The organism is Aureitalea sp. L0-47, from assembly GCF_026126405.1.
Classification (GTDB): domain Bacteria; phylum Bacteroidota; class Bacteroidia; order Flavobacteriales; family Flavobacteriaceae; genus Pukyongia.
The window spans coordinates 256,542-281,143 of the sequence record NZ_JAFMTQ010000001.1 but is presented as its reverse complement, the minus strand read 5'-3'; the positions used below and the strand labels follow the sequence as shown (position 1 = coordinate 281,143).

At 43.4% G+C, this 24,602-nt stretch carries 27 protein-coding genes; 16 read left to right on the top strand and 11 right to left on the bottom strand.

Translation table 11 applies throughout. The features are described from left to right. Positions 1-123: 123 nt before the first annotated feature. The 3 genes from J1N09_RS01245 to J1N09_RS01235 are packed head-to-tail and all read left to right on the top strand — an operon-like array spanning position 124 to position 2,658. A complete protein-coding gene (locus J1N09_RS01245; RefSeq protein ID WP_265197568.1) occupies positions 124-1,098 on the top strand; it encodes an acyl transferase in 975 nt (324 codons plus the stop codon). Further along, on the top strand, positions 1,098-2,132 hold the full coding sequence (locus J1N09_RS01240; RefSeq protein WP_265197567.1) for a hypothetical protein: 1,035 nt from the start codon (positions 1,098-1,100) through the stop codon (positions 2,130-2,132). The genes J1N09_RS01245 and J1N09_RS01240 overlap by 1 nt, the downstream gene beginning before the upstream one ends. A gap of 7 nt (positions 2,133-2,139) precedes the next feature. Next, entirely contained in the window at positions 2,140-2,658 is a 519-nt protein-coding gene (locus tag J1N09_RS01235; protein WP_265197566.1) for a DUF350 domain-containing protein, read from the top strand. A 129-nt stretch (positions 2,659-2,787) separates the two neighbouring features. On the opposite strand, the gene tyrS is transcribed toward J1N09_RS01235, so the two are convergent. Further along, positions 2,788-4,086 carry a tyrosine--tRNA ligase gene (gene tyrS, locus J1N09_RS01230; protein WP_265197565.1) on the bottom strand — a complete coding sequence of 433 codons (1,299 nt, stop codon included), beginning with the start codon at positions 4,084-4,086 and terminating at the stop codon, positions 2,788-2,790. Between the two features lie 77 nt (positions 4,087-4,163). On the opposite strand from tyrS, the gene J1N09_RS01225 reads away from it, so the two are divergent. Then, positions 4,164-5,168 (top strand): NAD-dependent epimerase/dehydratase family protein, encoded by a 1,005-nt coding sequence (locus tag J1N09_RS01225; RefSeq protein WP_265197564.1) that lies wholly within the window; start codon positions 4,164-4,166, stop codon positions 5,166-5,168. Here the strand turns inward: J1N09_RS01225 and J1N09_RS01220 are convergent, their stop codons facing one another. The 3 genes from J1N09_RS01220 to J1N09_RS01210 are packed head-to-tail and all read right to left on the bottom strand — an operon-like array spanning position 5,169 to position 7,668. Beyond that, positions 5,169-5,588 carry a DUF4296 domain-containing protein gene (locus J1N09_RS01220; RefSeq protein WP_265197563.1) on the bottom strand — a complete coding sequence of 140 codons (420 nt, stop codon included), beginning with the start codon at positions 5,586-5,588 and terminating at the stop codon, positions 5,169-5,171. Continuing rightward, positions 5,588-6,928: a dihydroorotase gene (locus J1N09_RS01215; protein WP_265197562.1), complete on the bottom strand. Its 1,341-nt coding sequence runs from the start codon at positions 6,926-6,928 to the stop codon at positions 5,588-5,590. Before J1N09_RS01215 ends, J1N09_RS01220 begins: the two co-directional genes overlap by 1 nt. After that, on the bottom strand, positions 6,928-7,668 hold the full coding sequence (locus J1N09_RS01210) for a polyprenol monophosphomannose synthase (protein WP_265197561.1): 741 nt from the start codon (positions 7,666-7,668) through the stop codon (positions 6,928-6,930). The genes J1N09_RS01215 and J1N09_RS01210 overlap by 1 nt, the downstream gene beginning before the upstream one ends. Before the next feature lie 116 nt (positions 7,669-7,784). Here J1N09_RS01210 and J1N09_RS01205 point away from each other — a divergent pair, with 116 nt between their 5' ends. Both J1N09_RS01205 and J1N09_RS01200 read left to right on the top strand, forming a co-directional pair. Continuing rightward, positions 7,785-8,453: a DUF4271 domain-containing protein gene (locus tag J1N09_RS01205; RefSeq protein WP_265197560.1), complete on the top strand. Its 669-nt coding sequence runs from the start codon at positions 7,785-7,787 to the stop codon at positions 8,451-8,453. A 10-nt stretch (positions 8,454-8,463) separates the two neighbouring features. Then, positions 8,464-9,210, top strand: coding sequence for a uroporphyrinogen-III synthase (locus J1N09_RS01200; RefSeq protein ID WP_265197559.1), 747 nt, complete (start codon positions 8,464-8,466; stop codon positions 9,208-9,210). Positions 9,211-9,276: 66 nt separating this feature from the next. Here J1N09_RS01200 and pckA read toward each other — a convergent pair whose 3' ends face one another. Beyond that, positions 9,277-10,881: a phosphoenolpyruvate carboxykinase (ATP) gene (pckA, locus tag J1N09_RS01195; RefSeq protein ID WP_265197558.1), complete on the bottom strand. Its 1,605-nt coding sequence runs from the start codon at positions 10,879-10,881 to the stop codon at positions 9,277-9,279. 68 nt (positions 10,882-10,949) lie between these two features. Beyond that, positions 10,950-11,348 carry a DUF423 domain-containing protein gene (locus tag J1N09_RS01190; RefSeq protein WP_265197557.1) on the bottom strand — a complete coding sequence of 133 codons (399 nt, stop codon included), beginning with the start codon at positions 11,346-11,348 and terminating at the stop codon, positions 10,950-10,952. A 69-nt stretch (positions 11,349-11,417) separates the two neighbouring features. On the opposite strand from J1N09_RS01190, the gene J1N09_RS01185 reads away from it, so the two are divergent. Further along, positions 11,418-12,788, top strand: a complete 1,371-nt coding sequence (locus tag J1N09_RS01185) for a saccharopine dehydrogenase family protein (RefSeq protein ID WP_265197555.1) — start codon at positions 11,418-11,420, stop codon at positions 12,786-12,788. Between the two features lie 176 nt (positions 12,789-12,964). Here the strand turns inward: J1N09_RS01185 and J1N09_RS01180 are convergent, their stop codons facing one another. From J1N09_RS01180 to J1N09_RS01170, 3 genes are all read right to left on the bottom strand, one after another. Beyond that, entirely contained in the window at positions 12,965-13,657 is a 693-nt protein-coding gene (locus J1N09_RS01180) for a zinc metallopeptidase (protein WP_265197553.1), read from the bottom strand. 63 nt (positions 13,658-13,720) lie between these two features. Further along, positions 13,721-16,870, bottom strand: coding sequence for a leucine--tRNA ligase (locus J1N09_RS01175; RefSeq protein WP_265197552.1), 3,150 nt, complete (start codon positions 16,868-16,870; stop codon positions 13,721-13,723). A 62-nt stretch (positions 16,871-16,932) separates the two neighbouring features. After that, positions 16,933-17,760, bottom strand: a complete 828-nt coding sequence (locus tag J1N09_RS01170; RefSeq protein ID WP_265197551.1) for a UbiA family prenyltransferase — start codon at positions 17,758-17,760, stop codon at positions 16,933-16,935. Between the two features lie 162 nt (positions 17,761-17,922). On the opposite strand from J1N09_RS01170, the gene J1N09_RS01165 reads away from it, so the two are divergent. The 6 genes from J1N09_RS01165 to J1N09_RS01140 all read left to right on the top strand — a co-directional run bounded on the left by J1N09_RS01165 (position 17,923) and on the right by J1N09_RS01140 (position 21,644). Continuing rightward, on the top strand, positions 17,923-18,801 hold the full coding sequence (locus tag J1N09_RS01165; protein ID WP_265197550.1) for a cell division protein FtsX: 879 nt from the start codon (positions 17,923-17,925) through the stop codon (positions 18,799-18,801). Beyond that, complete coding sequence (locus J1N09_RS01160; RefSeq protein WP_265197549.1) at positions 18,785-19,126, top strand: hypothetical protein; 342 nt, start codon at positions 18,785-18,787, stop codon at positions 19,124-19,126. The genes J1N09_RS01165 and J1N09_RS01160 overlap by 17 nt, the downstream gene beginning before the upstream one ends. A gap of 2 nt (positions 19,127-19,128) precedes the next feature. Continuing rightward, positions 19,129-19,389 (top strand): DUF3098 domain-containing protein, encoded by a 261-nt coding sequence (locus J1N09_RS01155; RefSeq protein ID WP_265197547.1) that lies wholly within the window; start codon positions 19,129-19,131, stop codon positions 19,387-19,389. Positions 19,390-19,392: 3 nt separating this feature from the next. Beyond that, a complete protein-coding gene (locus J1N09_RS01150) occupies positions 19,393-20,187 on the top strand; it encodes an undecaprenyl-diphosphate phosphatase (RefSeq protein WP_265197546.1) in 795 nt (264 codons plus the stop codon). Further along, a complete protein-coding gene (gene truB, locus J1N09_RS01145; RefSeq protein WP_265197545.1) occupies positions 20,187-20,876 on the top strand; it encodes a tRNA pseudouridine(55) synthase TruB in 690 nt (229 codons plus the stop codon). The genes J1N09_RS01150 and truB overlap by 1 nt, the downstream gene beginning before the upstream one ends. A 69-nt stretch (positions 20,877-20,945) precedes the next feature. Beyond that, the gene (locus tag J1N09_RS01140; RefSeq protein ID WP_265197544.1) at positions 20,946-21,644 is read left to right on the top strand and encodes a hypothetical protein; all 699 of its coding nucleotides are present in this window, start codon (positions 20,946-20,948) and stop codon (positions 21,642-21,644) included. On the opposite strand, the gene J1N09_RS01135 is transcribed toward J1N09_RS01140, so the two are convergent. After that, a complete protein-coding gene (locus J1N09_RS01135; RefSeq protein ID WP_265197543.1) occupies positions 21,645-22,268 on the bottom strand; it encodes a thioredoxin family protein in 624 nt (207 codons plus the stop codon). 62 nt (positions 22,269-22,330) lie between these two features. On the opposite strand from J1N09_RS01135, the gene J1N09_RS01130 reads away from it, so the two are divergent. The 3 genes from J1N09_RS01130 to J1N09_RS01120 are packed head-to-tail and all read left to right on the top strand — an operon-like array spanning position 22,331 to position 24,155. Further along, positions 22,331-22,900, top strand: coding sequence for a DNA-3-methyladenine glycosylase I (locus J1N09_RS01130; protein ID WP_265197542.1), 570 nt, complete (start codon positions 22,331-22,333; stop codon positions 22,898-22,900). Positions 22,901-22,906: 6 nt separating this feature from the next. Next, a complete protein-coding gene (locus J1N09_RS01125; protein WP_265197541.1) occupies positions 22,907-23,479 on the top strand; it encodes a hypothetical protein in 573 nt (190 codons plus the stop codon). Continuing rightward, positions 23,460-24,155: a DUF2490 domain-containing protein gene (locus tag J1N09_RS01120; protein WP_265197540.1), complete on the top strand. Its 696-nt coding sequence runs from the start codon at positions 23,460-23,462 to the stop codon at positions 24,153-24,155. The genes J1N09_RS01125 and J1N09_RS01120 overlap by 20 nt, the downstream gene beginning before the upstream one ends. Before the next feature lies 1 nt (position 24,156). On the opposite strand, the gene J1N09_RS01115 is transcribed toward J1N09_RS01120, so the two are convergent. Continuing rightward, positions 24,157-24,501: a hypothetical protein gene (locus J1N09_RS01115; protein WP_265197539.1), complete on the bottom strand. Its 345-nt coding sequence runs from the start codon at positions 24,499-24,501 to the stop codon at positions 24,157-24,159. Positions 24,502-24,602 lie beyond the last annotated feature (101 nt).

The following is a 24,602-nucleotide window of genomic DNA, read 5'->3' as shown; positions in this document are numbered from 1 at the left end:
GATAATGTCGAGAATTGATAACAATTCGGTAACATGAATTTATTGTCTCCTATCGAACACAGAATCGGGTGCAAGTTAGTGTTTTAATTGTGTATTTTTGATTGATGTTTCCTGAAAGCCGCAATGGATTACGATGCAATTTTTTCTATAACCTCACCTGAAGCTTTCGAAAGAAAGGCACTCGAAACTTTTCGGTACCAGTACGATAATGTTGCTATCTACCGAAACTTCTGTGATGCGATAAAAACAGATGTTTCAGCAATAAAAGAAGTTAAAGACATTCCTTTTCTGCCTATACAATTCTTTACTTCGGAAAGGGTGCTGGCAAGGGAACTTGAACCACAAATCACCTTTAGCAGCAGCGGAACAACCGGCAGCACACCGGCTAAACATTTTGTCGCCCATACCGAACTCTACCGACAAAGCTTCATGTCGGGCTTCCGAAGAAATTACGGCCAACCTTCAGAATATGCCATCCTTGCACTACTTCCCTCCTACCTCGAACGAAAGGGATCCTCCCTGGTATACATGGTAGATCACCTCATCGAAGCCAGTGAACATGCCCAAAGCGGGTTCTATCTCGATGATCTCGTCAAACTGGCCGCTACCCTCTCTGAACTGGAAGCTTCAGAAACAAAGACACTGCTAATAGGTGTGTCATTTGCACTACTAAACCTGGTTGAAAAACACAAGTTCAACCTTCGAAACACTGTTGTTATGGAAACCGGGGGTATGAAAGGCAGGCGAAAAGAAATAATACGTGAAGAACTACACAGCATACTAAAAAAAGGCTTCGGACTCGATACTATCCACAGTGAATACGGCATGACCGAATTACTTTCCCAGGCCTACAGCAAAGGCGATGGTGTGTTTTCCTGCCCACCCTGGATGAAGGTACTCACCCGTGATCCTGAAGACCCCTTCACCTATATTGAAGGAAAGACGGGAGGAATTAACGTGATCGACCTGGCAAATCAGTATTCCTGTTCATTCATTGCAACCCAGGATCTTGGCAAAATGAATACAGATGGAAATTTTGAAATTTTAGGTAGATTTGATACCAGCGACATTCGAGGTTGTAATTTAATGGCACTTTAATGAATTTATCACCAAAAAAAAACGCGAATGGCTGCCTTTGGGTGGTGGTTATGTTCATTGTGTTGGTGGTGTCCTTCGGTGTAATAACCATATCCCTGGATCTGCCAGTGCTAATTACCCTATTCATCTCGGTAGCCGGTTCAATTTTTATAGCTTTCAAACTTGTTGGCAAGCCGAAACTGAGCAGTGTGATCGGCAGTATTGTGGTAGCCCTCTTTGTCATTGGTGTATTCAGTGCCCTCATCAATTTCTTATTCGACACCATAGAATACGATCCCACGAGTTCGACTTTTAAGGAAGAGGAAGCAGTTTATAAAACCTACCGACAAGAAGAGGGAGATTCCATTGAGGTATTCGCGGCAAACAGGGTATGGAGAGATAACTTCGGAAATGATTTCAGAGCTACCCTAGCCGTCCGCGTGGATGATTATCGGAGATTAAGAGATCATATAGACAGGTATAGTCCTGCATCCAGTAGGAATTTCTGGGGAGACCTCTACGACTATATTGAACGTACAGACCGCCCGGCCCTCGATATCATCATAGAAAATTTTAAAACCATTCAAAAGGAAGAACGATTGAACAAAATGGAGTTTGCCGAGATGGTGGTGACCTGCATCCAGGATATACCGTATTCGTTTGTATTTCAAAGTGAATGTGAAGATCCTAACAACTATGAGTACGACATCAGAAACCTCCTGGAAGACTGCCCGGAGTGCTGTATTGGGAATGTTTCGTATGGAATTCAAAACCCGGTGTCGTTTATGCGAAACCTCAAAGGAGATTGCGACACACGAACGGTGATGATCTATTCTGTACTGAAAGCATTTAACTACGACGTTGCCATACTGAATAGCGAATTCTACAGGCATTCCATCCTTGGGATCAACCTACCAGGATCTGGCTATTCTAAGATCTATAACGGAAAAGAATACATACTGTGGGAAACCACGGCAAAATACTATTCGGCTGGGAATCTTCCTGCCACCTACAACGATATCTCCTATTGGGACGTTGTCCTAACCAGCAAATAACAGAACTATGAACAGCAAATTACTAACACTCGCAATTATTGAGATCCTTATATCAATCGGAGTTTCGGTGGCGATCATCTTCGTTTCCTTTAAGATCCTGAAGTTGCTCTTCTTTAGAAGCACCACCTTGCGCGGGGACAATATGGCCTTCACCATTTTCACTTCAGGAATAGTGCTTTCCATAGGGCTTATACTTAGTGAAATACTGCCTTCAATAACCAACGTAATACGCCTTAGCACCACGCAAACAGAAGCGATAGACACCATGACCATCGTCTCCTATTCAGGCCTGTATCTGGGTATAGGATTTGTGATGGCGATCTTTATCAATGCCTCCGTTTTCCTGCTGTTTTCAATACTTACAAGACGAATTGACGAGTTCAACGAGATCAGGGAAAACAATGTTTCCATATCAATCCTTGTGGTGGCCATACTTTTAAGTATCACCATTATTGTAAAGGACAGCATCGCACTTCTTATAAGCGCTTTGATCCCTTACCCTGAATTAACAAATTATTTGCAATAAGGTGTAATGAATTGGAATAATATCCGACTTATAGATACGATGATGAAGCTATGTTAAAGATAGATTCATAATTGGTTGGTTAGTTAATTTTGAAGCCCTGTAGTGACTTACTGCAGGGCTTCTATATTTTCAGACCAATTTGAGGATGAAGTAATTCTTTTTACCTCGCTGCAGCAGTACGAATTTGTTGTTGATGAGATCGCTTTTCCCAATGGTATAAGCATCCGAAACTTTTTCCTTATTTACCGAAATAGAGTTTTCTTTCAATGCTCGCCTGGCTTCTCCGTTTGATTTCAGGAATCCGCTTTTTTCGGCCAAGGCGGCTATGATATGAAGTCCTTCCTGAATTTCCCCTTCTGAAATCTCTGCCTGTGGTACTCCGTCGAATACATCCAGAAAAGTAGCTTCATCCAGAGACTTGAGGTCATCAGACGTGGATCGCCCAAAAAGGATCTCCGAAGCCTTTACAGCATTCTCGTATTCAACCTCATTGTGAACGGTTATTGTCACTTCTTTCGCAAGTCGCTTCTGAAGTGAACGGGCATGAGGTGCTTCTCTGTGTTCTGCAACAAGCGTTTCGATAGTATCCTTGTCCAGGAAAGTAAAGATCCTGATGTATTTCTCCGCATCTTCATCACTGGTATTTAACCAGTACTGGTAGAATTTATAGGGCGATGTTCGTTTGGCGTCCAGCCATACATTGCCTCCTTCACTTTTTCCGAATTTGCTGCCGTCACTTTTGGTGATGAGTGGACAGGTAAGTGCATATCCCTTTCCACCCCCGATCCTGCGGATCAATTCTGTTCCGGTGGTGATATTTCCCCACTGGTCGCTTCCTCCCATTTGCAACGTACAACCCTGATGCTTGAACAAGTGAAGAAAGTCATAGCCCTGCACCAATTGGTAGGTGAATTCAGTGAACGACATACCTTCGGTTTCCTCACCGGTAATTCGGTTCTTCACCGAGTCTTTGGCCATCATATAATTCACCGTAATGTGCTTTCCAACATCCCTGATGAAATCCAGGAAGCTGAATTCCTTCATCCAGTCGTAGTTGTTCACCATCACTGCCTCGTTGGCCTCTCCCGAACTAAAATCGAGAAACTGGGATAGCTGTTTCCTAACACATTCCTGATTATGCTGAAGCGTCTCTTCGTTAAGCAGGTTTCTTTCTGAAGACTTCCCCGACGGATCACCTATCATTCCGGTTGCACCTCCAACCAGGGCCACAGGTTTATGCCCACATCGCTGAAAAAAGGCGAGCATCATTATCGGTACAAGGTTACCGATGTGTAACGAATCGGCTGTTGGGTCGAAACCAATATAAGCAGCTCGCATTTGTTCCATCAGGTGTTCCTCCGTATCCGGCATGGCATCGTGGATCATGCCCCTCCAGGTGAGTTCTTCAACAAAGTTTTTCAGCGCCATTTTCTACAATTTCAGCAAATATAACCTGAACCCCTAAAAGGAGAAAAGAATACTTTAAAAAAGACTATTTTTATACGATGGTTTTAGTTACCGGTGGCACTGGCTTAGTAGGATCCCATTTGCTTTATTTTCTTCTGAAGAAAGGCTTTTCTGTTCGTGCAACGCATCGCAGGAACAGCAACCTGGATGCCGTTCGTAACGTTTTCGGTTATTACACCGAGGATTCCGACGCTCTCTACAATAAGATCGAATGGGTGGAAGCCAATATTACAGACATCCCTGCACTGGAAGATGCATTCCAGGGAGTGACCCAAGTCTATCACTCGGCTGCTTACATCAGTTTTCATCCCAGGCATTTTCAGAAATTAAAAAAAGCCAATGTTGAAGGAACCGCAAACGTGGTAAACATGTGCCTTAAACACGATATACAGAAGCTTTGCCATGTAAGTTCGATAGCTACCTTAGGTTCAACCCTGGATGGTTCACTTATCTCGGAAAAGACTGCCTGGAACCCGGAAGAAGACAATAATGTCTATGCAATTACAAAATACGGGGCCGAAATGGAAGTATGGCGTGGCACCCAGGAAGGGCTGGAAGCCGTGATCGTAAATCCGGCTGTAATACTCGGCTCCGGATACTGGAATTCTGGAAGTGGTGCCATTGTAAAAATGGCGGCCCGAGGGAACAAATACTATACTTCAGGAGGTGTTGCCATAGTGGATGTACAGGATGTTGTTCACGTGATGATGCAGTTGATGGAAAGTGACATATGTAATGAGCAATATATCCTTGCCAGTGAAAATTTACATTACAAAGAAATGATGTCCTCCATCGCTAATGCAGTGGGTGCTCCAGCTCCAACCAAATTGGTTGCAAAATGGAAGCTCAATTTACTTCGTAAACTGGACTGGCTGAATTCGAAACTAACAGGGGCACGCCGAAAGCTCCTGAAAGCTACGGTGAATTCGATGTATAATGTTTCGTTCTACGATGGATCAAAGGTCACAGAACACCTCAACTTTCAATACACTCCTGCTTCAGAAACCATTGAACGTGTTGGAGTTAATTTCAGGAAGAAATAATTAGTTTGATTCGGCGGGTTCAATAAGTCCTTTCGCCTTACGAATACTGTCTTGTTTTCTCTGAATAGGATTTTTCTTCGGAAAATTAACACTATCAAGCTCTTTTGCCATATTTGCCAATCGCGTTTCGATCTCGACAAACATTCCCTCGTACGTACTCAGATCAGAATTATACCAGGCATGGCTTCGGACAAACTGCACACTGTCTATTTGATATTTCCTGTAGATGAAGGAATCCAGTTTGATTCCTCGCTGTCGGATGATCTTGTTGTTTACACTTTTCGCGGCATTACTGAGGTAGGCATCAGTAAGAATATCGATCATCACATCGCGGGCAATGAGATCTTCCGGCATTTCCGGCTTCTCTACGCTCTGGCATCCAAGGGCTAGCAACAATATGACAACTAGTAATCTTCGCATCAACGGTTAAAGGTAATTCGTTCTCCTCTTGTTCGATTTGGGAACTTCAGATTCTCATAAGCCAGGGTTCCATTTATAAAAGTATGTGTCACTCGTGAACGGAACGATCTGCCTTCAAAAGGAGACCAGCCACATTTGTACAGTATATTACTTTTAGACACGGTCCATGGTGCGTTGGTATCTACAAGTACAAGATCTGCCTTGTATCCCTCCCTGATATAACCCCGATCCTTTATCTCGAATAGAATGGCCGGGTTGTGGGCTGTTTTCTGAACAATGGTTTCAATATCCAGGAGGCCGTTGTGATACATTTCAAACAGAGCTACCAGTGCATGTTGAACAAGGGGTCCACCGGAAGGTGCTTTTGTATACACCTGGGCCTTCTCTTCCATTGTATGCGGTGCGTGATCTGTGGCGATAACATCAATCCGACCGTCTTTCAAAGCCTTCAACAGACCTTTTCGGTCTGCAGCTGTTTTCACCGACGGGTTCCACTTAATATGTGAACCTTTGGTCAGATAGTCTTCTTCAGAAAACCACAAGTGATGGATACATACTTCAGCAGTGATCTTTTTATCCTTTAGAGGTTTTTTCTTGTCGAACAGGGCCGTTTCCTTTTTAGTTGAAAGATGGAAAACGTGCAACCTGGCTCCTGTTTTCTTGGCGAGTTTGATCGCGTTGGAAGAAGAAAGATAGCAGGCTTCCTCGCTCCTTATTTTAGGGTGCATCTCCATAGGAATATCATCCCCGTATTTCTCTTTGTATTCGGCCATGTTCTTGCGTATAGTGGCTTCATCTTCACAGTGAACGGAGATCAGGAGGTCCGTATTGCTAAAGATCTTTTCCAGCACTTGCGGGTCGTCAACCAGCATATTTCCAGTAGATGATCCAAGAAAGAGTTTCAATCCGGCAACCTTGGTCTTATCCACTTTGAGGATCTCTTCGAGGTTGTCGTTAGTGCCGCCAAACATAAACGAATAGTTGGCCCAGGAAGTTTCTGCCGCCCTGCTAAATTTTTCTTCCAGTAGCTCTATGGTAGTAGCCTGGGGTACGGTATTGGGCATTTCAATAAAGGTGGTGATCCCACCCGCTACCGCAGCTTTGGATTCAGTTTCAATAGTAGCTTTATGGGTAAGTCCGGGTTCCCTGAAATGCACCTGGTCATCGATCATACCGGGCAACAGATATTGACCATCGGCTTCAATTACTTTAGTGTCTGCAGATTTTACACTAATACTACCCCCAACTTCTGCGATGATATCTTTTTCTATCAGTACATCGCCCTGAGTAATGGTTCCTTCGTTGACGATGTTCGTATTTTTTATCAGTATTGTACTCATCAGATCTCATTAAAATCGGAACTCCCGAATATACTTCGGAATTTCATTGTTATCACTCCGAAGACGGCTTCAGAAATAATGCCTCCACTCATCTTCGATTCCCCCCTTGTGCGATCGGTAAAGACCACTGGTACTTCAGTAATTTTAAATTTGGCAAGATACGCTTTGAACTTCATCTCAATCTGGAACGCATAGCCAACGAATCTTATTTTGTCCAGGTTAATCTTTTCGAGGACTTTTCTCCGGTAGCAGACAAACCCCGCCGTTGTATCGTAGATTCGCATACCCGTAATCAGTCTTACATATTTCGAGGCCAGCCACGATAGTAGTACCCGACTCATTGGCCAGTTCACAACATTGACGCCTTTCACATAACGGGAGCCGATCGACACATCGTATCCACCCCTGTTGCAAGCGTTGTACAAGCGGATAAGATCGTTTGGGTTATGAGAAAAATCAGCATCCATTTCGAAAATGAACTCGTAGTCCTTCTCAAGGGCCCATTTGAATCCTGTGATATAAGCGGTTCCCAACCCAAGTTTACCTGATCTCTCGAGCAAAAATAGGCTGCTGGAGAATTCATCCTGCAAAGCTTTAACAGCGTCCGCCGTTCCATCCGGAGAGTTATCGTCAACCACCAAAATATGAAACGCACGTTGCAACGAAAATACATTCCGAATCAGCCTCTCAATATTCTCCTTTTCCTTGTAAGTTGGTATTACCACCAATGCGTTTGACATAGGTCGTATTTTGCGCAAATGTACCTCTTTTTGCGTAAATAATATGTGGTTTTATAACCATTGCAACACTTTTTATGCAATGGAAAAACAGCTACCTTTACATAAAAATTTCAAGCTTGGATTATATAGGCAGAGAGATCATTTCCAACGACTGGGTTACCTACCTTATGGTCCTTTGCTTCATACTGTTTTCCCTATCACGCTATCTCTACCCCCAGCGTTTCCTTGAATTCATTTTATTACCCATTTCGAACAAATATTATCTGGTACAAGGGAAGAATAACGAAATAGGACATCCTTTCAATATCCTACTATTTGCAGGCCAGGTGCTCTCATTCTCTTTATTTTTCTATTTGTTATTCCGAACTGTCCATACAGAAGCGACTTTGTCTAATAACTGGCTATTCATCCAGATTTGCACGGTATATGGAGCCTTTGTTCTATGCAAATACTACCTGGATAAAATTATCAGCGTGGTCTTCGCGATCGAACCGTTATTCAACCAGTATCTGTATGAAAAATTGACCTATCGTAATCTACTGGCGATGGGAGTGTTCATAGGCAATATCATCTTCTTCTACACCTTCGAGCCCACAGTTAACTCCCTTCTTATCTTCTTCGGAATTTTAGTTTTGTTGAATGGAATAAGTTTGTTTTATAGTTACAAAACGAATGGAAAACTGATTTTTAGAAATTTCTTCTATTTTATTTTGTATCTTTGCGCACTTGAAATTTCGCCCTACTTTATTCTTTACAAAGTGTTTATAAGCGAGGGTGTTTTTTAAAAAGCAGCGTATGAAAGTGAAGACTATTTTGGTGTCTCAGCCGGAACCGAAAGTTGAAAATTCTCCGTATTTCGATCTTATCGAAAAACAGAAAGTGAAAATTGATTTCAGGCCTTTTATTCATGTTGAAGGTGTCTCCAGCAAAGATGTTCGTTCTCAAAAAGTTGATCTGGACGATTACACCGCAATAATCTTAACCAGCCGAAATGCAGTGGATCATTTCTTTAGAATTGCTGAAGAAATGCGCTTCAAAGTACCTGACTCCATGAAGTATTTCTGCCAGAGTGAAGCAGTTGCCTATTACCTTCAGAAATATGTTGTGTACCGTAAGCGAAAGATCTACGTTGGAAAAAGGACCTTCCATGAATTATGTCCGCTCATTAAAAAATACAAAACGGAAAAGTTCCTGCTACCTTCTTCAGATAAGCTGAAATCTTCAGTTCCTGATATACTGGACGAATTGGCTGTAAATTGGAAACAGGCTACGTTCTACAAAACAGTGGTAAGCGACCTTTCTGATTTGAGAGATGTGTATTACGATATTCTCGTGTTCTTTAGTCCGAGCGGAATTCAGTCCCTACTACAGAATTTTCCCGATTTTGAACAAAACGATACACGTATTGCGGTGTTTGGGAATACTACCATACAGGCAGCTACAGATAATGGCCTTAGGGTAGACATCAAAGCACCAACTCCGGAAACTCCTTCTATGACAATGGCATTGGAGAAGTACATCAAGGAAGCGAACAAGCGATAAGCAAATCGAAAAGAACATAAAAAAAGCGCTGAGATCTCAGCGCTTTTTTTATACTTAATGGTTTCCTTACTGATCCGTAAGCGGCGCTCCTGCCATAATCTCTTCGTTCGCATATTCAGCGAACTGATCGAAATTCTCCTTAAAGGACCTGGCTAGTTGGTGAGCCTGTTTATCGTAAGCTGCCTGATCTGCCCATGTATCTTTCGGATTTAATACTTCGGATGGTACATTCGGACATTCCTGTGGTACATTCAAACCGAAGATCGGGTGTATTTTATACGCAACGTTTTCCAATTCACCATCCAGTGCTGCATCAATCATCGCCCTGGTATACTTCAACTTCATTCTGGACCCGGTTCCGTAAGGCCCACCGGTCCAACCCGTATTCACCAGCCACACATTTACGCCAGCCTGTTGCATCTTCTCGCTCAGCATCTCAGCATATTTTGTTGGGTGAAGCGGCATGAACGGCGCCCCGAAACATGCTGAAAAGCTCGGTAGGGGTTCGTCTATTCCTTCTTCTGTACCAGCAACTTTGGCCGTGTAACCACTAATAAAGTGATAAGCCGCCTGTCCCGGTGTTAATTTTGAGATAGGAGGAAGTACTCCAAAAGCATCCGCGGTAAGGAAGAAAATATTCTTCGGGTTGTGCCCTATGGAAGGTATCTGAATATTATCAATAAAATGGATCGGGTAACTTACCCGGGTATTCTGCGTGATACTTGCATCTGTATAATCAACATGGCCATTATCGTCCATGATCACGTTTTCCAATATGGCTCCGTGCTTGATCGCCCTGTAAATATCCGGCTCCTTGTCTTCGGTTAGATCGATCACTTTGGCATAACAGCCTCCTTCAAAATTGAAGACGGTATTTTCTGCGGTCCAACCGTGTTCATCGTCCCCAATTAATTTTCTATTAGGCACTGCTGAAAGTGTTGTTTTTCCCGTTCCGGACAAACCAAAGAATAGCGCTGTCTCACCATTTTCTCCTACGTTTGCGGAACAGTGCATCGGAAGGGTATTCTTGAATACTGGCAGGACAAAATTCAATGCTGAAAAGATTCCTTTCTTGATCTCACCTGTATAACCGGTACCACCAACGATGGCCATCTTTTTTGTGAAATTCAGAATGGCAAAATTGTGTTGTCTTGTGCCGTCTACTTCAGGATCCGCCATAAAACCAGGAGCATTTACCACGATCCATTCCGGCTCGAAACCGTCGAGTTCGCTTTCCTCCGGACGAAGGAACATACTGTTCACGAACATATTACTCCATGGATATTCGTTCATCACCCGGATATTCGTTCTGTAGTTCGGATCTGCACAGGCATAACTGTCACGCACGTAGACATCTTTGCCAGACAAATAAGCTGTTATTTTCTTATAGAGCTTATCGAACTTATCCGGATCGAAGGGTTTGTTGATATCACCCCACCAAACACGGTCTTTAGTGATATCGTCTTCCACTAGAAATCTATCCTGAGGTGATCTCCCTGTAAATTCCCCGGTGTCTATCGCGAGGGCTCCAGTATCGGCCTCACGCCCCATGCCTTTGGCAATGGTTTCGTTGTGGAGCTCTTCAGGAGTTAATTGGTACTTTACATTTGCATTGGTGATTCCGTATTTATCAAGCGAAATCGACTTCGAAGTTTGGTTATTACCGACCATTTTTCTGTTGTTGTTGTGGGTAACAAAAATAACAAAAAGGCTGCATTATGATGTGATATTTATCATTTTTATCCCCTGCGAATTGTTAACAATCCATAGGCCAGCCTGAGCCACCCGACTATTAACAATGTTCCGCCGATCGGAGTCACGGGCCCCAGGAAGGAGACACCGAAGGGTAGTATACTTTTTAATGCCAGGAAATAGATAGATCCCGAAAAGAAAATAATTCCGAAGATAAAAAACCAAAATACCCACTTTCGGGTTCCGGCGGGAATTACCGTGGCAAACCCAAGGATCAATAATGCAATTGAGTGGTACATCTGGTATCGAACACCTGTCTCAAAAGTAGCGATAGCATCGCTATCCACAAGCTTTTCCAGTCCGTGAGCTCCAAAGGCTCCAAGACCTATTGTGAGGGCCGCTAAAAAAGCAGCTGTAACCGTTATTTTTTTATCGAATTCTGGCATATTAGAAGCTACATTTTTGGTAATTTCGTGTTAGGATAACGGGGACATAAATTTACGAAAAACAAGGAGATGCGAAACATATTAATCATAGGTGCAGGACGCTCGGCTACGAGCCTGATACAGTATATCTTAGAAAAATCCCAAGAAGAAGACCTGCTTGTGACTATTGGTGATATTTCTGTCCAGAATGCAAGACGATTAGCCGGAGGACATCCCAACGCAGAAGCTTATCTTCTTGATATTCACAACGTGCACGATCGAAGGGAAGCTATCCAGGATAGTGACATTGTGATCTCGATGCTCCCTGCACGATATCATATCGAAGTTGCCAGAGACTGCCTGGAATTTGGTAAAAACCTGGTTACTGCCTCCTATGTAAGTGACGAAATGCAATCGCTTCATCATAAAGTGGAATCCAAAGGCCTCACCTTTATGAATGAAATTGGAGTGGATCCCGGTATCGACCACATGAGTGCCATGCAGGTGATCGATAGAATTCGCGATGGCGGTGGTAAAATGCTGATGTTCGAATCCTTTACAGGAGGGCTCGTGGCTCCTGAAAGCGATGACAATCTCTGGAACTATAAATTCACATGGAATCCGCGAAATGTTGTACTCGCCGGACAGGGTGGGGCCGCAGAATTTATCCAGGAAGGCACCTATAAATATATTCCTTATCACAGGTTGTTCAGACGTACTGAATTCCTCGAGGTAGAAGGATACGGACGTTTTGAGGCCTACGCTAACAGGAACTCCCTCAAATACCGAAAGATCTATGGCCTGGAGGACATCCTTACTCTCTACCGCGGTACCATTCGGCGTGTTGGTTTCAGCAAGGCCTGGAACATTTTCGTTCAGTTAGGAATGACAGACGACAGCTATATCATACCACATTCGGAGAATCTTTCATACCGACAGTTCGTAAACTTGTTCCTTCCCTATTCGCCAACCGATTCCGTAGAATTAAAGCTTCGCCACAACCTGAAGATCGACCAGGACGACCTTATGTGGGATAAATTGTTGGAATTAGATATCTTCAACGGTGAAAAGACCATTGGCATCAAAGATGCGACTCCTGCCCAGGCCCTTCAGAAGATACTCATGGACAAATGGACCTTAAAGGAGGACGATAAGGACATGATAGTGATGTACCACAAATTCGGCTACGAACTGGAAGGCAAGAAAAAGCAGATCGACAGTCATATGGTGATCAAAGGAGAAGACCAAACCTACACGGCCATGGCGAAGACCGTAGGATTACCTGTAGCCATTGCGGCACTCAAGATATTGAATGGAGAAATCACAACTCCGGGCGTGTTACGCCCTATCGCCAAAGAGATCTACGAGCCCATACTCGAAGAACTAAAAGATTATGGAATTGCCTTTGACGAGCATTTTGCCGATTACCTGGGGTACAACCCCGAGGGTGTTGGAGGGTAAATTTAGTTGTTCAACTTCCTTAGATCCAATGAAAAACCTAGCCTCAATTTGTAAATCAGAACTCATTTTGTCATTCTGAACTTGATTCAGAATCCATAAACAGCAAAAAACCCTTGTGTTCCTGAATCAAGTTCAGGATGACAAGGGTTTTAATATTCTATTGATTTACGTTTTACCTAATCCCTTCCTCCCAGGAACAAACTGATAAAGTACAGCAAGGTTGCCAGGGAACCTAGCGCAGCTACCACATAGGTTCGAGCGGCCCATTTCAAGGCGTCTTTTGCGCCTGCGTATTCTTGCTGATTTACCATGTTATTGTTCTGAAGCCAGGCCAATGCGCGATTACTGGCATCGTATTCCACGGGTAAGGTGATAAACGAAAATACTGTAGTCATAGCAAATAGCCCAATACCAATAAGAAAGACCCAGTTTCCGAAAGCCAATCCCGAAAATGTAAGGATAAGTCCGGCCATGATCACGAAGTTAGACAGCTTACTGGCTACTCCTACCATAGGTACGATAGCCGAACGCATCTGCAACCAGTTGTAGGCTGTGGCATGCTGTACAGCATGACCACATTCATGAGCAGCCACGGCAGCAGCAGCTGCATTACGCTGCATATACACACCTTCACTTAGGTTAACGGTCTTGGTTTGTGGATTATAGTGGTCGGTAAGCATTCCCGGGGTGGAAACCACCTGCACATCATAGATGCCATTGTCGCTCAACATCTTCTCCGCGATCTCCTTTCCGCTCATACCGTTTTGCAACGATACCTTAGAATACTTCCTGAATTTACTTTTTAATTGTCCGCTCACGAGCATGCTCACCAAAAAGATCACACCGGCGAGCAAATAATATCCCATCATAGCTTTTTCTGTTTTTAATTTGAATTAAATATACAACCTAGGTTGCAAAAAGTATGCTAAAATTTAGCCAACTATATTTATGATCTTTCCTGGTACCACGATCACCTTTTTCGGCGTTCGACCCTCCAGATAATGGGCGGTCTTCTCATGTGCCATTACGGCAGCCTCAATGTCATCTTTGCTCATATCCAAGGGCAATTCCAGCTTAAAACGCATCTTCCCGTTAAATGAGATTGGGTACTCTTTGGTACTTTCTACCAGGTAGCTTTCATCAAATACCGGGAAAGCCGCTTCCGAAATGCTTTCTGAATGTCCCAGCTTACTCCACAATTCCTCTGCAATATGCGGTGCATACGGCGAAATAAGGATCAATAGTGGCTCCAGCACGTCACGTGCAGAGCACTTCTGAGCTGTTAACTCATTCACCGCGATCATAAAAGTGGACACCGAAGTATTAAAACTAAAGTTCTCGATGTCTTCTTCTACCTTTTTAATGGTCTTGTGTAGCGTTTTCATGTTCTCTTTGGAAGCCGCCTCATCGGTTACCTTAAAGGAACCTTCGGCACCTGTGTGGTAGAGTTTCCACATCTTTTTAAGGAAGCTATGCACCCCTGTGATCCCGGCCGTGCTCCATGGCTTAGCCTGCTCTAATGGCCCGAGAAACATTTCGTACATACGGAGGGTATCGGCACCATATCTATAACAAATATCATCCGGGTTAACCACATTGTACTTGGACTTGGACATTTTTTCAATCTCCGGGCGAACAAAAAACTTATTATTATAGACAAGTTTCTTCCTTTTTAAGGCCTTGAATATTAATGAGGAATTTTCAAATTTATCCAAGTCGAGTTCATAGTTCGACCGAACATATTCCACATTGGTTCGCATCTTTTCCGAATTACTTTCGAAATAGAGCTTATCTTTTAGAAAATTGAAAAACTTATTTTTTGAATTGAACTCATCATGATTTCTAAATTTAAAATCCAATAAAATATCTTCATAGTCAATTTCTTCAGAATCCTCTAAGTAATTCCACAGCCAAGAAATGAATTCGTCACGTTCCTCTGGTAAATCAATAATTTCTTCATCATTAACCAAATCATTCGAGGTAATTCGTTTTAAGTCAACCCTTTTGAATAACGAAATACAATTATTCCCTAAATAATTGTACTTAATAATTGGGTTCAATACATTTAAATACGCACTCTCCCCTAGTATCATCCCCTGGTTGATCAGTTTTTTGGCTGGCTCATCTACCGAAAAGTAACCGCGATCGTACATGAACTTGGTCCAGAATCGGCTGTACAGCAAATGTCCGGTGGCATGTTCACTTCCACCAATATAGAGGTCGACGTTCTCCCAATAGTCCAGGGCAGCTTTATCCGCAAACTCATCATCATTGCCCGGATCCATATAGCGGAACATATAACAACTACTTCCGGCCCAGCCCGGCATAGTATTTAGCTCGAGAGGGAATACGGTTCTATTATCGATAAGCTCGTTACTCACAACCTCGTTCTTCTCAACATCCCAGGCCCATACATCGGCTCGGCCTAAAGGTGGGTCACCATCTTCGGTAGGTAAGTATTTCTCCACTTCCGGAAGTACCAGCGGCAAGTGCTCGGCTGCTATCATCTGTGGGAGTCCGTTCCTGTAATAGACCGGGAAAGGTTCGCCCCAGTATCGTTGCCTGGAGAACACCGCATCACGCAATCGATAATTGATTTTTCCGGTCCCGGCTCCTTTCTTTTCCAACTCCTCAATGACCTTTCGCGTGGCATCCTTATGGTTCATGCCGTTCATAAAATCACTATTCGCGATAACCGTATTTTCCTTATCGGTAAAAGCTTCCTCGGAAATATCTGCGCCGTCAAAGATGTTGGGGATAGGTAGGTTGTAGAATTTCGCAAAATCGTAGTCACGCTGGTCACCACATGGCACCGCCATTACGGCCCCCGTACCGTAACCTGCCAACACATAATCTCCTATCCAGATCGGTATATCTTCACCGGTAAAAGGATGAACCGCATAGGCCCCGGTGAATACACCGGAAATCGTTTTCACATCGGCCATACGCTCGCGCTCGCTTCGTCTTGAGGTCGCTTCTACATACGCTTGGATCTCCGCTTTCTGAGCTTCGGTGGTGATCTTTGCTACCAGGTCGTGTTCGGGTGCGAGGGTCATAAAACTTACCCCGAAGATAGTATCGGGACGAGTGGTAAAGACCTCTATTTTGTGTGACTTCTCGACACTTCGACCGGCTCTGTGCGACGCTGCGCTCGAAGAGACATCAGCTTTTACATCGAAAGCCACCATAGCTCCTTCGGAGCGGCCTATCCAGTTGGTTTGGGAATCTTTCAGCGGCTGCGGCCAGTCGATCTTATCCAGACCGTCCAATAACCGTTGGGAGTATGCCGTAATACGCATGCTCCACTGCATCATCTTCTTTCGTATCACAGGATAGCCTCCTCTTTCGGAAACGCCATTAACTACCTCATCATTTGCCAGAACAGTCCCAAGCTCAGGGCACCAGTTCACTTCTGTTTCGGCAAGATAGGTGAGTCTGTATTTCAGTAATATTCTTTGTTGTTCTTCGGAAGTAAACGCGTTCCAGTCTTCAGCAGAAAACAATTCAACATCATCGTCGCAGGCCGCATTTACCTTAGTATTCCCTTCCGAAGAAAAAATATTGATCAAATCTTCTATCCCCTTTGCCTTATCCGCATCCTGATCGTACCAACTTTCGAACAACTGGATAAAGATCCATTGCGTCCATTTGTAGTATTTCGGATCGGAAGTTCGCACCTCGCGGCTCCAGTCAAACGAAAACCCGATCTTGTCCAGTTGTTTCCTGTAACCCTTAATCTTCGTTCCGCTCTTATCAATTCCACCTTCAATATTTACCTTAGTGGTTTCAGCCGGATGCTGCCCGGTCTGTATAGCATACTGCTCTGCCGGCAATCCGAAACTATCGTAACCCATGGGGTGCAACACGTTAAAACCTTTGTGGCGCTTGTATCGTGAGTACACATCACTGGCAATATACCCCAGTGGGTGGCCCACATGCAGTCCGGCTCCGGAGGGATAGGGAAACATGTCCAGCACATAGTACTTGGGTTTATCACTTTGGTTGCTGGCCTTGAAGGTTTGGTTCTCGGCCCAGTATTTTTGCCATTTGGCTTCTATATCGTTGAAATGATACTGACTCATAATTCGTTTTGCTGCGAAGGAGCAAATTTAAGATTTCTAGGCGGATGTAGCTTTGTTTCTGCTTAAAAATTGGGATGAAGCAGACAGCCCGAATACAGTATCCAGAGCATGGACAGAATAGCCGAAACATTCATGGCGATCCCAAAGAGTTTCATTTGGAAGACGGTGTAGGGTTTCCCTCTGAACAAAAACAGCAGGTCGATTAGAAGCCATAGTACGAAGATTGCCAGGAATCCTGACAGAACAAGGTCGTCGAACCAAAAATACAGTATATAGACCTCAACAAGTAAAAGACCCAGCATTATAAGCTTGGAAGGTATTCTGCCGATCAAGGTTGCTGTAGTTCGTTTTCCCGCCTTAAGGTCGGGCTCTATATCCATGATCTCCCCGGCCATGTGTGCCTGGAAAGCAAAGAGGCAAAGGTATACTACGGTCTGCCATGGGATCATGTCCAGACCGTTCAGCAGCACACTGAAGAAGGCTGTAAACACATATCCAACCTGTATAATGATCTCGAAGGGCGGACGCTCTTTGAGTCGGAAAGGCCTGAAATTATACAGTATGTTCACCCCTACCATAAAAGCCAGCAATAAGACCATTTTGTAACCGGACAGTATGGAGAAAACGATTACGAAGGGTAAAATTACAAGGGCGGTCTTAAGTGGAATACCTCTCAATTCCTCTCCGGAATAACTAGCTCCAAACAGGAAATTACCTTTTCGCTTGTTTAATGCATCTGCCTGGGTGTCGTTATAATCGTTCAACCCGTAAACCAGGTAATTGAGAGGGAAGGTGACAAAAACGAGACCAAGCCAAAAGACTGGTTGTTTCCAGAATTCGATGGCGAAACTAAAAGGAACTAGGTAGATCCAGACCGTGGGGAACCACAAACCCGGACGTGAAATCTTTAATTCTTTAACTAAATTGAAAGCAGCGATTTCCTTGAATTTGATATCAAAAATAAAGCTATTTATAAGATTGTTGAAACTTTCTTCGTTAGAGTGAAGAGGAAGTAAAAATCATTGTATTTTTACCCTGGAATTAACAGCTATATGGCAACTTCTTTCGAAAAATATCAGAAACGACGTCTCATTTCTTCTTACTTCTCGGTAGTGATCAGTATCGGATTGGTACTGTTCTTATTAGGGCTTCTTGGTTTACTTGTTCTGAACTCAAAGCGGGTGGCCGATCACTTCAAGGAGCAGGTTCCCATTGTAATATTCCTTAAGGAAAACGCCAAGGAGGTAGAGATCAACCAGCTAAAACAGAGTTTGGAAATGGCCGATTATACCCGTTACGCCAACTTTGTTTCCAAAGAGGAAGCCGCGGAGGCCCATATGGCAGAAATTGGGGAAAACTATGTAGAATACCTTGGGGAGAATCCTCTCCAGGATAATATTGATGTTCGTTTGCGTGCCGATTATGTCACCCCGGAAAAAGTGGAGGAGATCATCACCGAATTAAAGAGCAAACCCTTTGTGGACGACATAGGTTACGACAAACCCCTAATCGAACAGCTCACCAAAAACGTTCAGCGTATCAGTTTTTGGGTGCTGGTGGTGGCTGCCATTTTTCTCATAATTGCCATCCTGCTTATTAATAGTTCGATACGCTTATCGGTATACGCTAAACGATTCACGATCAAAACCATGCAAATGGTTGGCGCAACCAAACGCTTCATCAGGCGTCCTTTTATATGGAAAAGCGTCCGACTAGGGATCATAGGTTCCGTCCTGGCAATGGGTGGTATGGCCGCGATTCTGTATTATCTTAACAAGACCTTCCCGGAATTGGGATTGGCGGATGATACGATATTGATCGCAGGCTTATTTGTGTTTATTTTCCTGATGGGACTTATCATCACCTGGATCAGCACGTATTTCGCGACTCAACGTTTCTTAAACCTGCGAACTGATGAATTGTACTATTAAAAAAATCCTAATTACCCTCACTGTGCCGTTGCTGCTTTCAAGTTGTATCATTCAGGATGCACAACCGGAGGAATGTGAAACCAAAGAAATTCTTGTCACTGAGATAAAGGAGGGAAGCAGCTATGATATTGTATTTAAAGAAAATAATGACGATCGATACTATATCAATCGCGGATTAGAGCAGGGATTGACCATGGCCGACCTGGAGAAGAAAGTGTTGAATAAAAAAGTTACCTTGCACTTGTATAAGTTTTGGTTCGGAACTTCCGAGCATATATCACAATTAACGGTGGACGGAAACGTCCTATTTACTGAATTCGACTGATCATGGGAGAAAAGAAACGCAAAGAAGCAGCAAAGGTTAACAGCTTTGTTTTCGAAAAGAAGAACTACACATTCATGCTTATTGGTTTGGCGTTCATCGCACTTGGCTTTATTCTAATGGCCGGTGGTGGTAGTGACGATCCAAACGTGTTCAATCCGGAGATCTATAACTGGCGTCGTATTCGTCTGGCCCCTGCCCTTGTCCTAATTGGCTTTGGTTTTGAGGTGTACGCCATACTGTTGAATCCGCACAAAGACAAATAATCCATGGACATCTGGGATGCTGTGATCCTTGGCATCGTTCAGGGTTTTACTGAATTTCTACCCGTTTCCAGCAGTGGTCACCTTGAGTTAGGTAAAGCCATCCTGGGCGACACCTCCATTCCCGAAGAAAGTCTACTATTTACTGTTGTACTCCATTTTGCTACGGCTTTGAGCACCCTGGTTGTGTTTAGAAAAGATGTTTGGGAGATCATTTCGGGTCTCTTACAATTCAAATGGAACGAGGAAACAAAATACTCCCTTAAGATCATTATTTCCATGCTACCTGCTACCTTCGTTGGACTCTTTTTTGAAGAAGAACTGGAGGCTTTCTTTGGAGGGAACATCGCATTTGTAGGAGCCATGCTCATCGTAACTGCCATCCTTCTCTGGCTGGCTGATCGCTCAAAACATACCGGTAAAAAAGTGACTAATTCCAACGCTTTTGTGATCGGGATCGCACAAGCCATCGCCATGCTTCCCGGTATTTCACGTAGTGGAGCTACTATTTCAACTTCGGTGCTACTGGGAAATGACAAAAGCAAAGCCGCCCGGTTTTCATTCCTTATGGTGGTGCCACTGATCCTTGGCAAGATCGCTAAAGACATTTTTAGTGGTGAGCTGTCTGCAGAAAGCACCAACTTCGGTGTGTTGGGTGTGGGCTTCATCGCTGCATTTATCTGTGGCCTGATCGCCTGTACCTGGATGATCAAATTGGTTCGGAACAGCAAATTATCCTATTTTGCGATCTATTGTGTGCTGGTTGGACTTACTGCCATCATTGTTAGTTTTCTAAATTAATGACTGCTGAAGATTATTTAAACGGACAGGTGATCCTTATCGACAAACCCCTGAAATGGACCTCTTTCCAGGTGGTTAATAAAGTTCGATGGTTGCTGAAGCACCGATATGGGATAAAAAAAATAAAGGTAGGTCATGCCGGAACCCTGGATCCTCTTGCCACGGGATTGCTGGTCATCTGCACGGGTAGATTCACCAAGAAGATCGAAGAATATCAAGGACAGGAAAAGGAATACACCGGAACCATAACACTTGGGGGTACTACTCCCAGTTTCGACCTTGAAACTGAGATCGACAAGGAATTCGACATTTCTCATGTAACCGATGATATCCTGGAAGAGGCCAGGAATAAGTTTATAGGAGAAATCCAGCAACAACCTCCCGTGTTTTCAGCTTTGAAGAAGGATGGCAAGAGGCTATACGACTATGCTCGTGAAGGGAAAGAAGTTGATATCCCTACCCGAACGGTACACATCACAGAATTTGATATAAGCAATTTTGCCACACCGGAAGTACATTTTCGGGTGGTGTGTAGCAAAGGAACCTATATTCGTTCACTCGCCCACGATTTTGGTAAGGCAGTTAATGCCGGTGGCCACTTATCCAGCCTAAGGCGCACCCGGATTGGCTCGTTCAAGGTAGAAGATGCATTGGGTCTTGAGGAATTTGAAGCTGGCCTGCCGAGTTAAAAAGGTCATAATCTTCTGGTAACTAAGTAGTTTTCCAATATTTTTGTATCATTGTTATAGTAACGCCCCATGAAATTCGATTATTCATATCGCGCATTCATTATCACCTGTTTGCTCTTTGCAAACCTGTTCCTGATCCTGTATTCAGCCAAACTTGGCGACGGATTTCCTGTTGACGAATCTTCATACGACATAGAATACAACGATGAATTCCCTCTTCCGGAAGACGAACTTGCCAAATTGAATTCAGAAGAACTGAATATTGAAACAAACAGGGCGTATAATGAAGCTGAAAAATTCATTTCCGAACTGGAAGCTTCAGAAAATACCATAGACGAGAAGATCGCCGAATTAGATGCAGCCATAAGCGATACTGAATTCACTTCAAAAGAAGAGATAAAAGCAGCCAAAGAAAAATTAAAGGAGGCTCGAGAAAAAGCCCTGCGCCGGAAAAGAGCCACTGAACAAACCGGCGGTTCCGGGAATAGGAACACAACCATCAGCTATGAACTGGAAGACCGGCGCTCATTGATCATTCCGAATCCCGTTTATACCTGCGATGTTGGCGGGGTCATTGTTATCAATATTCAGGTGAACGCACTCGGGAAAGTAACCAAGACAGGTTTCAATAAAAAAGCTTCCTCCACGCAAAACGGCTGCCTTATTGAAAGTGCCGAAACTTACGCGAAGCAAGCTAGATTTACCACAGCCCCCAAGATGTCTAACCAAAAGGGGACAATTACCTATAACTTCCCGGGACAGCAGTGATTACACCAGTGCTGTTAAATCTTTAATGATATTCTGACCCTTGTCTTTGTTGTACCAAACCTGGAGATCTTTTTTAAACTGTTCTGTGAGCATACCGTGTTCCGATTTGTAATCGGCAACCATCTTGGTAGCTTCAGTGGGTCTCGATCCCCATTCCCCAATGATCTCATCTTTTTGTTCATCCAGCGCAATTAATTTAGGGATAGAACGCGCTCCATTGGTAAGGAATTCATCCATTAGATCTGGGTGGGTATCCCTGTAGACGATCTTTAGATCAATGCCTTCTGAAAGTTCAGCAAGCTTATTCATTACCGGTAAGGCATGAGCGGCATCGCCACACCAGCTCTCGGTAATTACGAGCCAGGTAACTTTACCCTTATAGCTCCTGAATTTTTGCGCTACATCTTGCGGGATATTTAGTTTCTTATCCCAACGATGCATCCTGGCGTTGTTCAGTTTGGTGTATTGCGAATTGGATTCCGTTTGCTCCGGACTAGTACTCAATCCTTCTTCAGCCAAACGTGCAACTTCTGATATATACGTGTTGTAATCTATAGCTTCCTCTAGTTTTTCCTTAACCAGGTCTAGCTTTTTTCGATCTGTTAATTCCATTAATTTTTCCATGAGTAATGAGTCGGTAAAATTCGAAAAACTTACTACCTTTCCTATGACAAAAATCAGTGGTTATGACAAAAGTTCGATGTGCATGGTGTGGTAGTGATCCCCTGTATATCGACTATCACGACAAGGAGTGGGGTGTGCCTGTAATGGACGATGCAACACTGTTCGAATTTCTTATACTTGAGACCTTCCAGGCCGGACTTAGCTGGATCACTGTGTTGCGTAAGCGTGAAAATTTCAGAAGAGCATTCGATAATTTCGACTACAGGAAAATCGCAAACTACGACCAGGAGAAAATCGACACCTTACTTCAGGATACCGGTATTATTCGGAATAAATTAAAGGTGAAAGCAACTGTGACCAATGCTATAGCTTTTATGAAAATTCAGAATGAATTCGGAAGTTTCAGCAAGTATATCTGGGATTTTGTGGATGGAAAGCCCATTATTAATACATTTGAGAAAATGACGGACCTTCCGGCAAATACATTACTTAGCGATACCATTAGCAAGGACCTAAAGAAACGTGGTTTTAAGTTTGTTGGAACCACGGTGGTTTATGCCCACATGCAGGCCACCGGTATGGTGAATGACCACATAGTTGATTGCTTTCGTTATCATGAAGTAGGACAATAGTTATCTATGAAAATCACAATCTACATTTTTTGTCTTTTCGTTGGTTCCTGCCTATACGCACAGGAGAAAAATGAATATGAGAAAAGTGCTAAGAGGACTGACTTCCCCCATGCTGCGGAACAGATCCTTCAGCTTATTCCTTCGGAAGCGACAAAGCTTCAGTTCTACAAAGAGCGCGATGGAGAACATGTTAGCTTTGAGGTAAAATTCAAACATGAAAACAGAAGATACAGCGTAGAGTTTTCGAAAGATGGTTTGTTGGAAGACGTAGAAGTAACAATGAAATTCAGAAAACTTCAGCAAGGTATAAAAGAAAGCATTCAAAATGACCTGGATAAACGCTACAATAAGTGGCGTATTGAAAAAACACAAATACAATTCACCTCCAAAGGTAATTCTGAGGAGACCAAGCTAAACGCCCTCGCAATGAAACCGGATTCCCAAACGGGGTATGAGATTATTGTTGCAACCAAAAATGGCGCTAAGATATCCTATTTCGAATTGCAGTATGATGCAAAAGGCACATTCAGAGGAGAACGCAGAGTAATTAGAAGATCCTATGACTTTGTCCTTTTCTAAACTCCTCCTTTTTTGTGCTTTGTTCTATTGTCTATTGCTGAAAGCCCAGGATAATACAGCACTACTTTGGGAAAATGAAATTGACGTCAACGCTCAGCTATCCGAAACGATATCCTTAAACCTCGGCACCGCATATCGAAATGAGATTTCCGAAGGCCTTACCAATACTTCATACGATTATCAATCCAAACATCTCCAATTTTCTACAAACGTCGGTACAATTGTTGGATTTTATGGCAAGATAAGCGGTGGAGTCATGTATCGGTTTAATACTATTGAAAGTAGCGAAATTGAGAATGAATTGCGTTTATCCCAACAATACAGTTATGGAAAGAGGTTTAACGCGGTCCGAGTGGTTCACAGGCTGCAATTGGATGAGCGCATTCGTGCGAGCTCCACAATTTGGCGAGCCAGATATCGCTTCTCAGGAGATCTACCATTGAACGGACTCAAATTGGATAAGGGAGAATTGTACCTGGTAATTTCCACAGAAAGTTTGTTAAGCCTTTCTTCGGAATCGGCACCGGAATGGGACCAGAGATTCACAGTTGCCTTAGGGAACCAGCTCACGGATAAGGTAAAAATACAGTTGGATGCTGAATATAGAATTGAGGATTATTATGCTGCGGACAATAAGCGAATATTCGTAGTTACTGGATTGATCTACAAGTGGTAGACTAGTTGGATTCTGCTAGGGTGGGGTTGAGATAAATATTTCCTTCAGGGTCCAGTTTCAGCGCTTTAAGTGTTTGCTTATACCTGAATTTCAGCATTGGATCGTCCAGGCCTTCAGTTTCAAAAAGCTTCTCAAACCACTTCTTGGCTTCAGCATAATTCCCTTCGAAATAATGCCCGTTGCCCAACTCCTTGTATATAGTAGGAGTACCATACCCTTCTTTAACCACTTGCTCGTAGACGGCAGTTCGGTCTACATCCTTGTTGACGTTTGTAGATGATTGGGCATACCCATTTAGGGATGCTCCAAGAAGGAAGATGAAAGTACAGATGAAAATTTGGTTCATTTGCGGGGCGTAAGAAAATTCGCTAGCTAAGATGCTGATAATCTGCTTAAAAACCAAATATTTTCGACTAAGGGCCTTTTCTAATCCTCAGATGATGCAGA

Coding starts and splice junctions, on each gene's coding strand:
- J1N09_RS01125 (WP_265197541.1), top strand. CDS start 22,907: ATGAAAATCACAATCTACATTTTTTGTCTTTTCGTTGGTTCCTGCCTA.
- J1N09_RS01180 (WP_265197553.1), bottom strand. CDS start 13,657: ATGATGGGATATTATTTGCTCGCCGGTGTGATCTTTTTGGTGAGCATG.
- J1N09_RS01165 (WP_265197550.1), top strand. CDS start 17,923: ATGGCAACTTCTTTCGAAAAATATCAGAAACGACGTCTCATTTCTTCT.
- J1N09_RS01160 (WP_265197549.1), top strand. CDS start 18,785: ATGAATTGTACTATTAAAAAAATCCTAATTACCCTCACTGTGCCGTTG.
- truB (WP_265197545.1), top strand. CDS start 20,187: ATGACTGCTGAAGATTATTTAAACGGACAGGTGATCCTTATCGACAAA.
- tyrS (WP_265197565.1), bottom strand. CDS start 4,086: ATGGCGCTGAAAAACTTTGTTGAAGAACTCACCTGGAGGGGCATGATC.
- J1N09_RS01215 (WP_265197562.1), bottom strand. CDS start 6,928: ATGAGTACAATACTGATAAAAAATACGAACATCGTCAACGAAGGAACC.
- J1N09_RS01155 (WP_265197547.1), top strand. CDS start 19,129: ATGGGAGAAAAGAAACGCAAAGAAGCAGCAAAGGTTAACAGCTTTGTT.
- J1N09_RS01175 (WP_265197552.1), bottom strand. CDS start 16,870: ATGAGTCAGTATCATTTCAACGATATAGAAGCCAAATGGCAAAAATAC.
- J1N09_RS01120 (WP_265197540.1), top strand. CDS start 23,460: ATGACTTTGTCCTTTTCTAAACTCCTCCTTTTTTGTGCTTTGTTCTAT.
- J1N09_RS01115 (WP_265197539.1), bottom strand. CDS start 24,501: ATGAACCAAATTTTCATCTGTACTTTCATCTTCCTTCTTGGAGCATCC.
- pckA (WP_265197558.1), bottom strand. CDS start 10,881: ATGGTCGGTAATAACCAAACTTCGAAGTCGATTTCGCTTGATAAATAC.
- J1N09_RS01190 (WP_265197557.1), bottom strand. CDS start 11,348: ATGCCAGAATTCGATAAAAAAATAACGGTTACAGCTGCTTTTTTAGCG.
- J1N09_RS01235 (WP_265197566.1), top strand. CDS start 2,140: ATGAACAGCAAATTACTAACACTCGCAATTATTGAGATCCTTATATCA.
- J1N09_RS01135 (WP_265197543.1), bottom strand. CDS start 22,268: ATGGAAAAATTAATGGAATTAACAGATCGAAAAAAGCTAGACCTGGTT.
- J1N09_RS01245 (WP_265197568.1), top strand. CDS start 124: ATGGATTACGATGCAATTTTTTCTATAACCTCACCTGAAGCTTTCGAA.
- J1N09_RS01150 (WP_265197546.1), top strand. CDS start 19,393: ATGGACATCTGGGATGCTGTGATCCTTGGCATCGTTCAGGGTTTTACT.
- J1N09_RS01185 (WP_265197555.1), top strand. CDS start 11,418: ATGCGAAACATATTAATCATAGGTGCAGGACGCTCGGCTACGAGCCTG.
- J1N09_RS01140 (WP_265197544.1), top strand. CDS start 20,946: ATGAAATTCGATTATTCATATCGCGCATTCATTATCACCTGTTTGCTC.
- J1N09_RS01130 (WP_265197542.1), top strand. CDS start 22,331: ATGACAAAAGTTCGATGTGCATGGTGTGGTAGTGATCCCCTGTATATC.
- J1N09_RS01240 (WP_265197567.1), top strand. CDS start 1,098: ATGAATTTATCACCAAAAAAAAACGCGAATGGCTGCCTTTGGGTGGTG.
- J1N09_RS01210 (WP_265197561.1), bottom strand. CDS start 7,668: ATGTCAAACGCATTGGTGGTAATACCAACTTACAAGGAAAAGGAGAAT.
- J1N09_RS01200 (WP_265197559.1), top strand. CDS start 8,464: ATGAAAGTGAAGACTATTTTGGTGTCTCAGCCGGAACCGAAAGTTGAA.
- J1N09_RS01220 (WP_265197563.1), bottom strand. CDS start 5,588: ATGCGAAGATTACTAGTTGTCATATTGTTGCTAGCCCTTGGATGCCAG.
- J1N09_RS01225 (WP_265197564.1), top strand. CDS start 4,164: ATGGTTTTAGTTACCGGTGGCACTGGCTTAGTAGGATCCCATTTGCTT.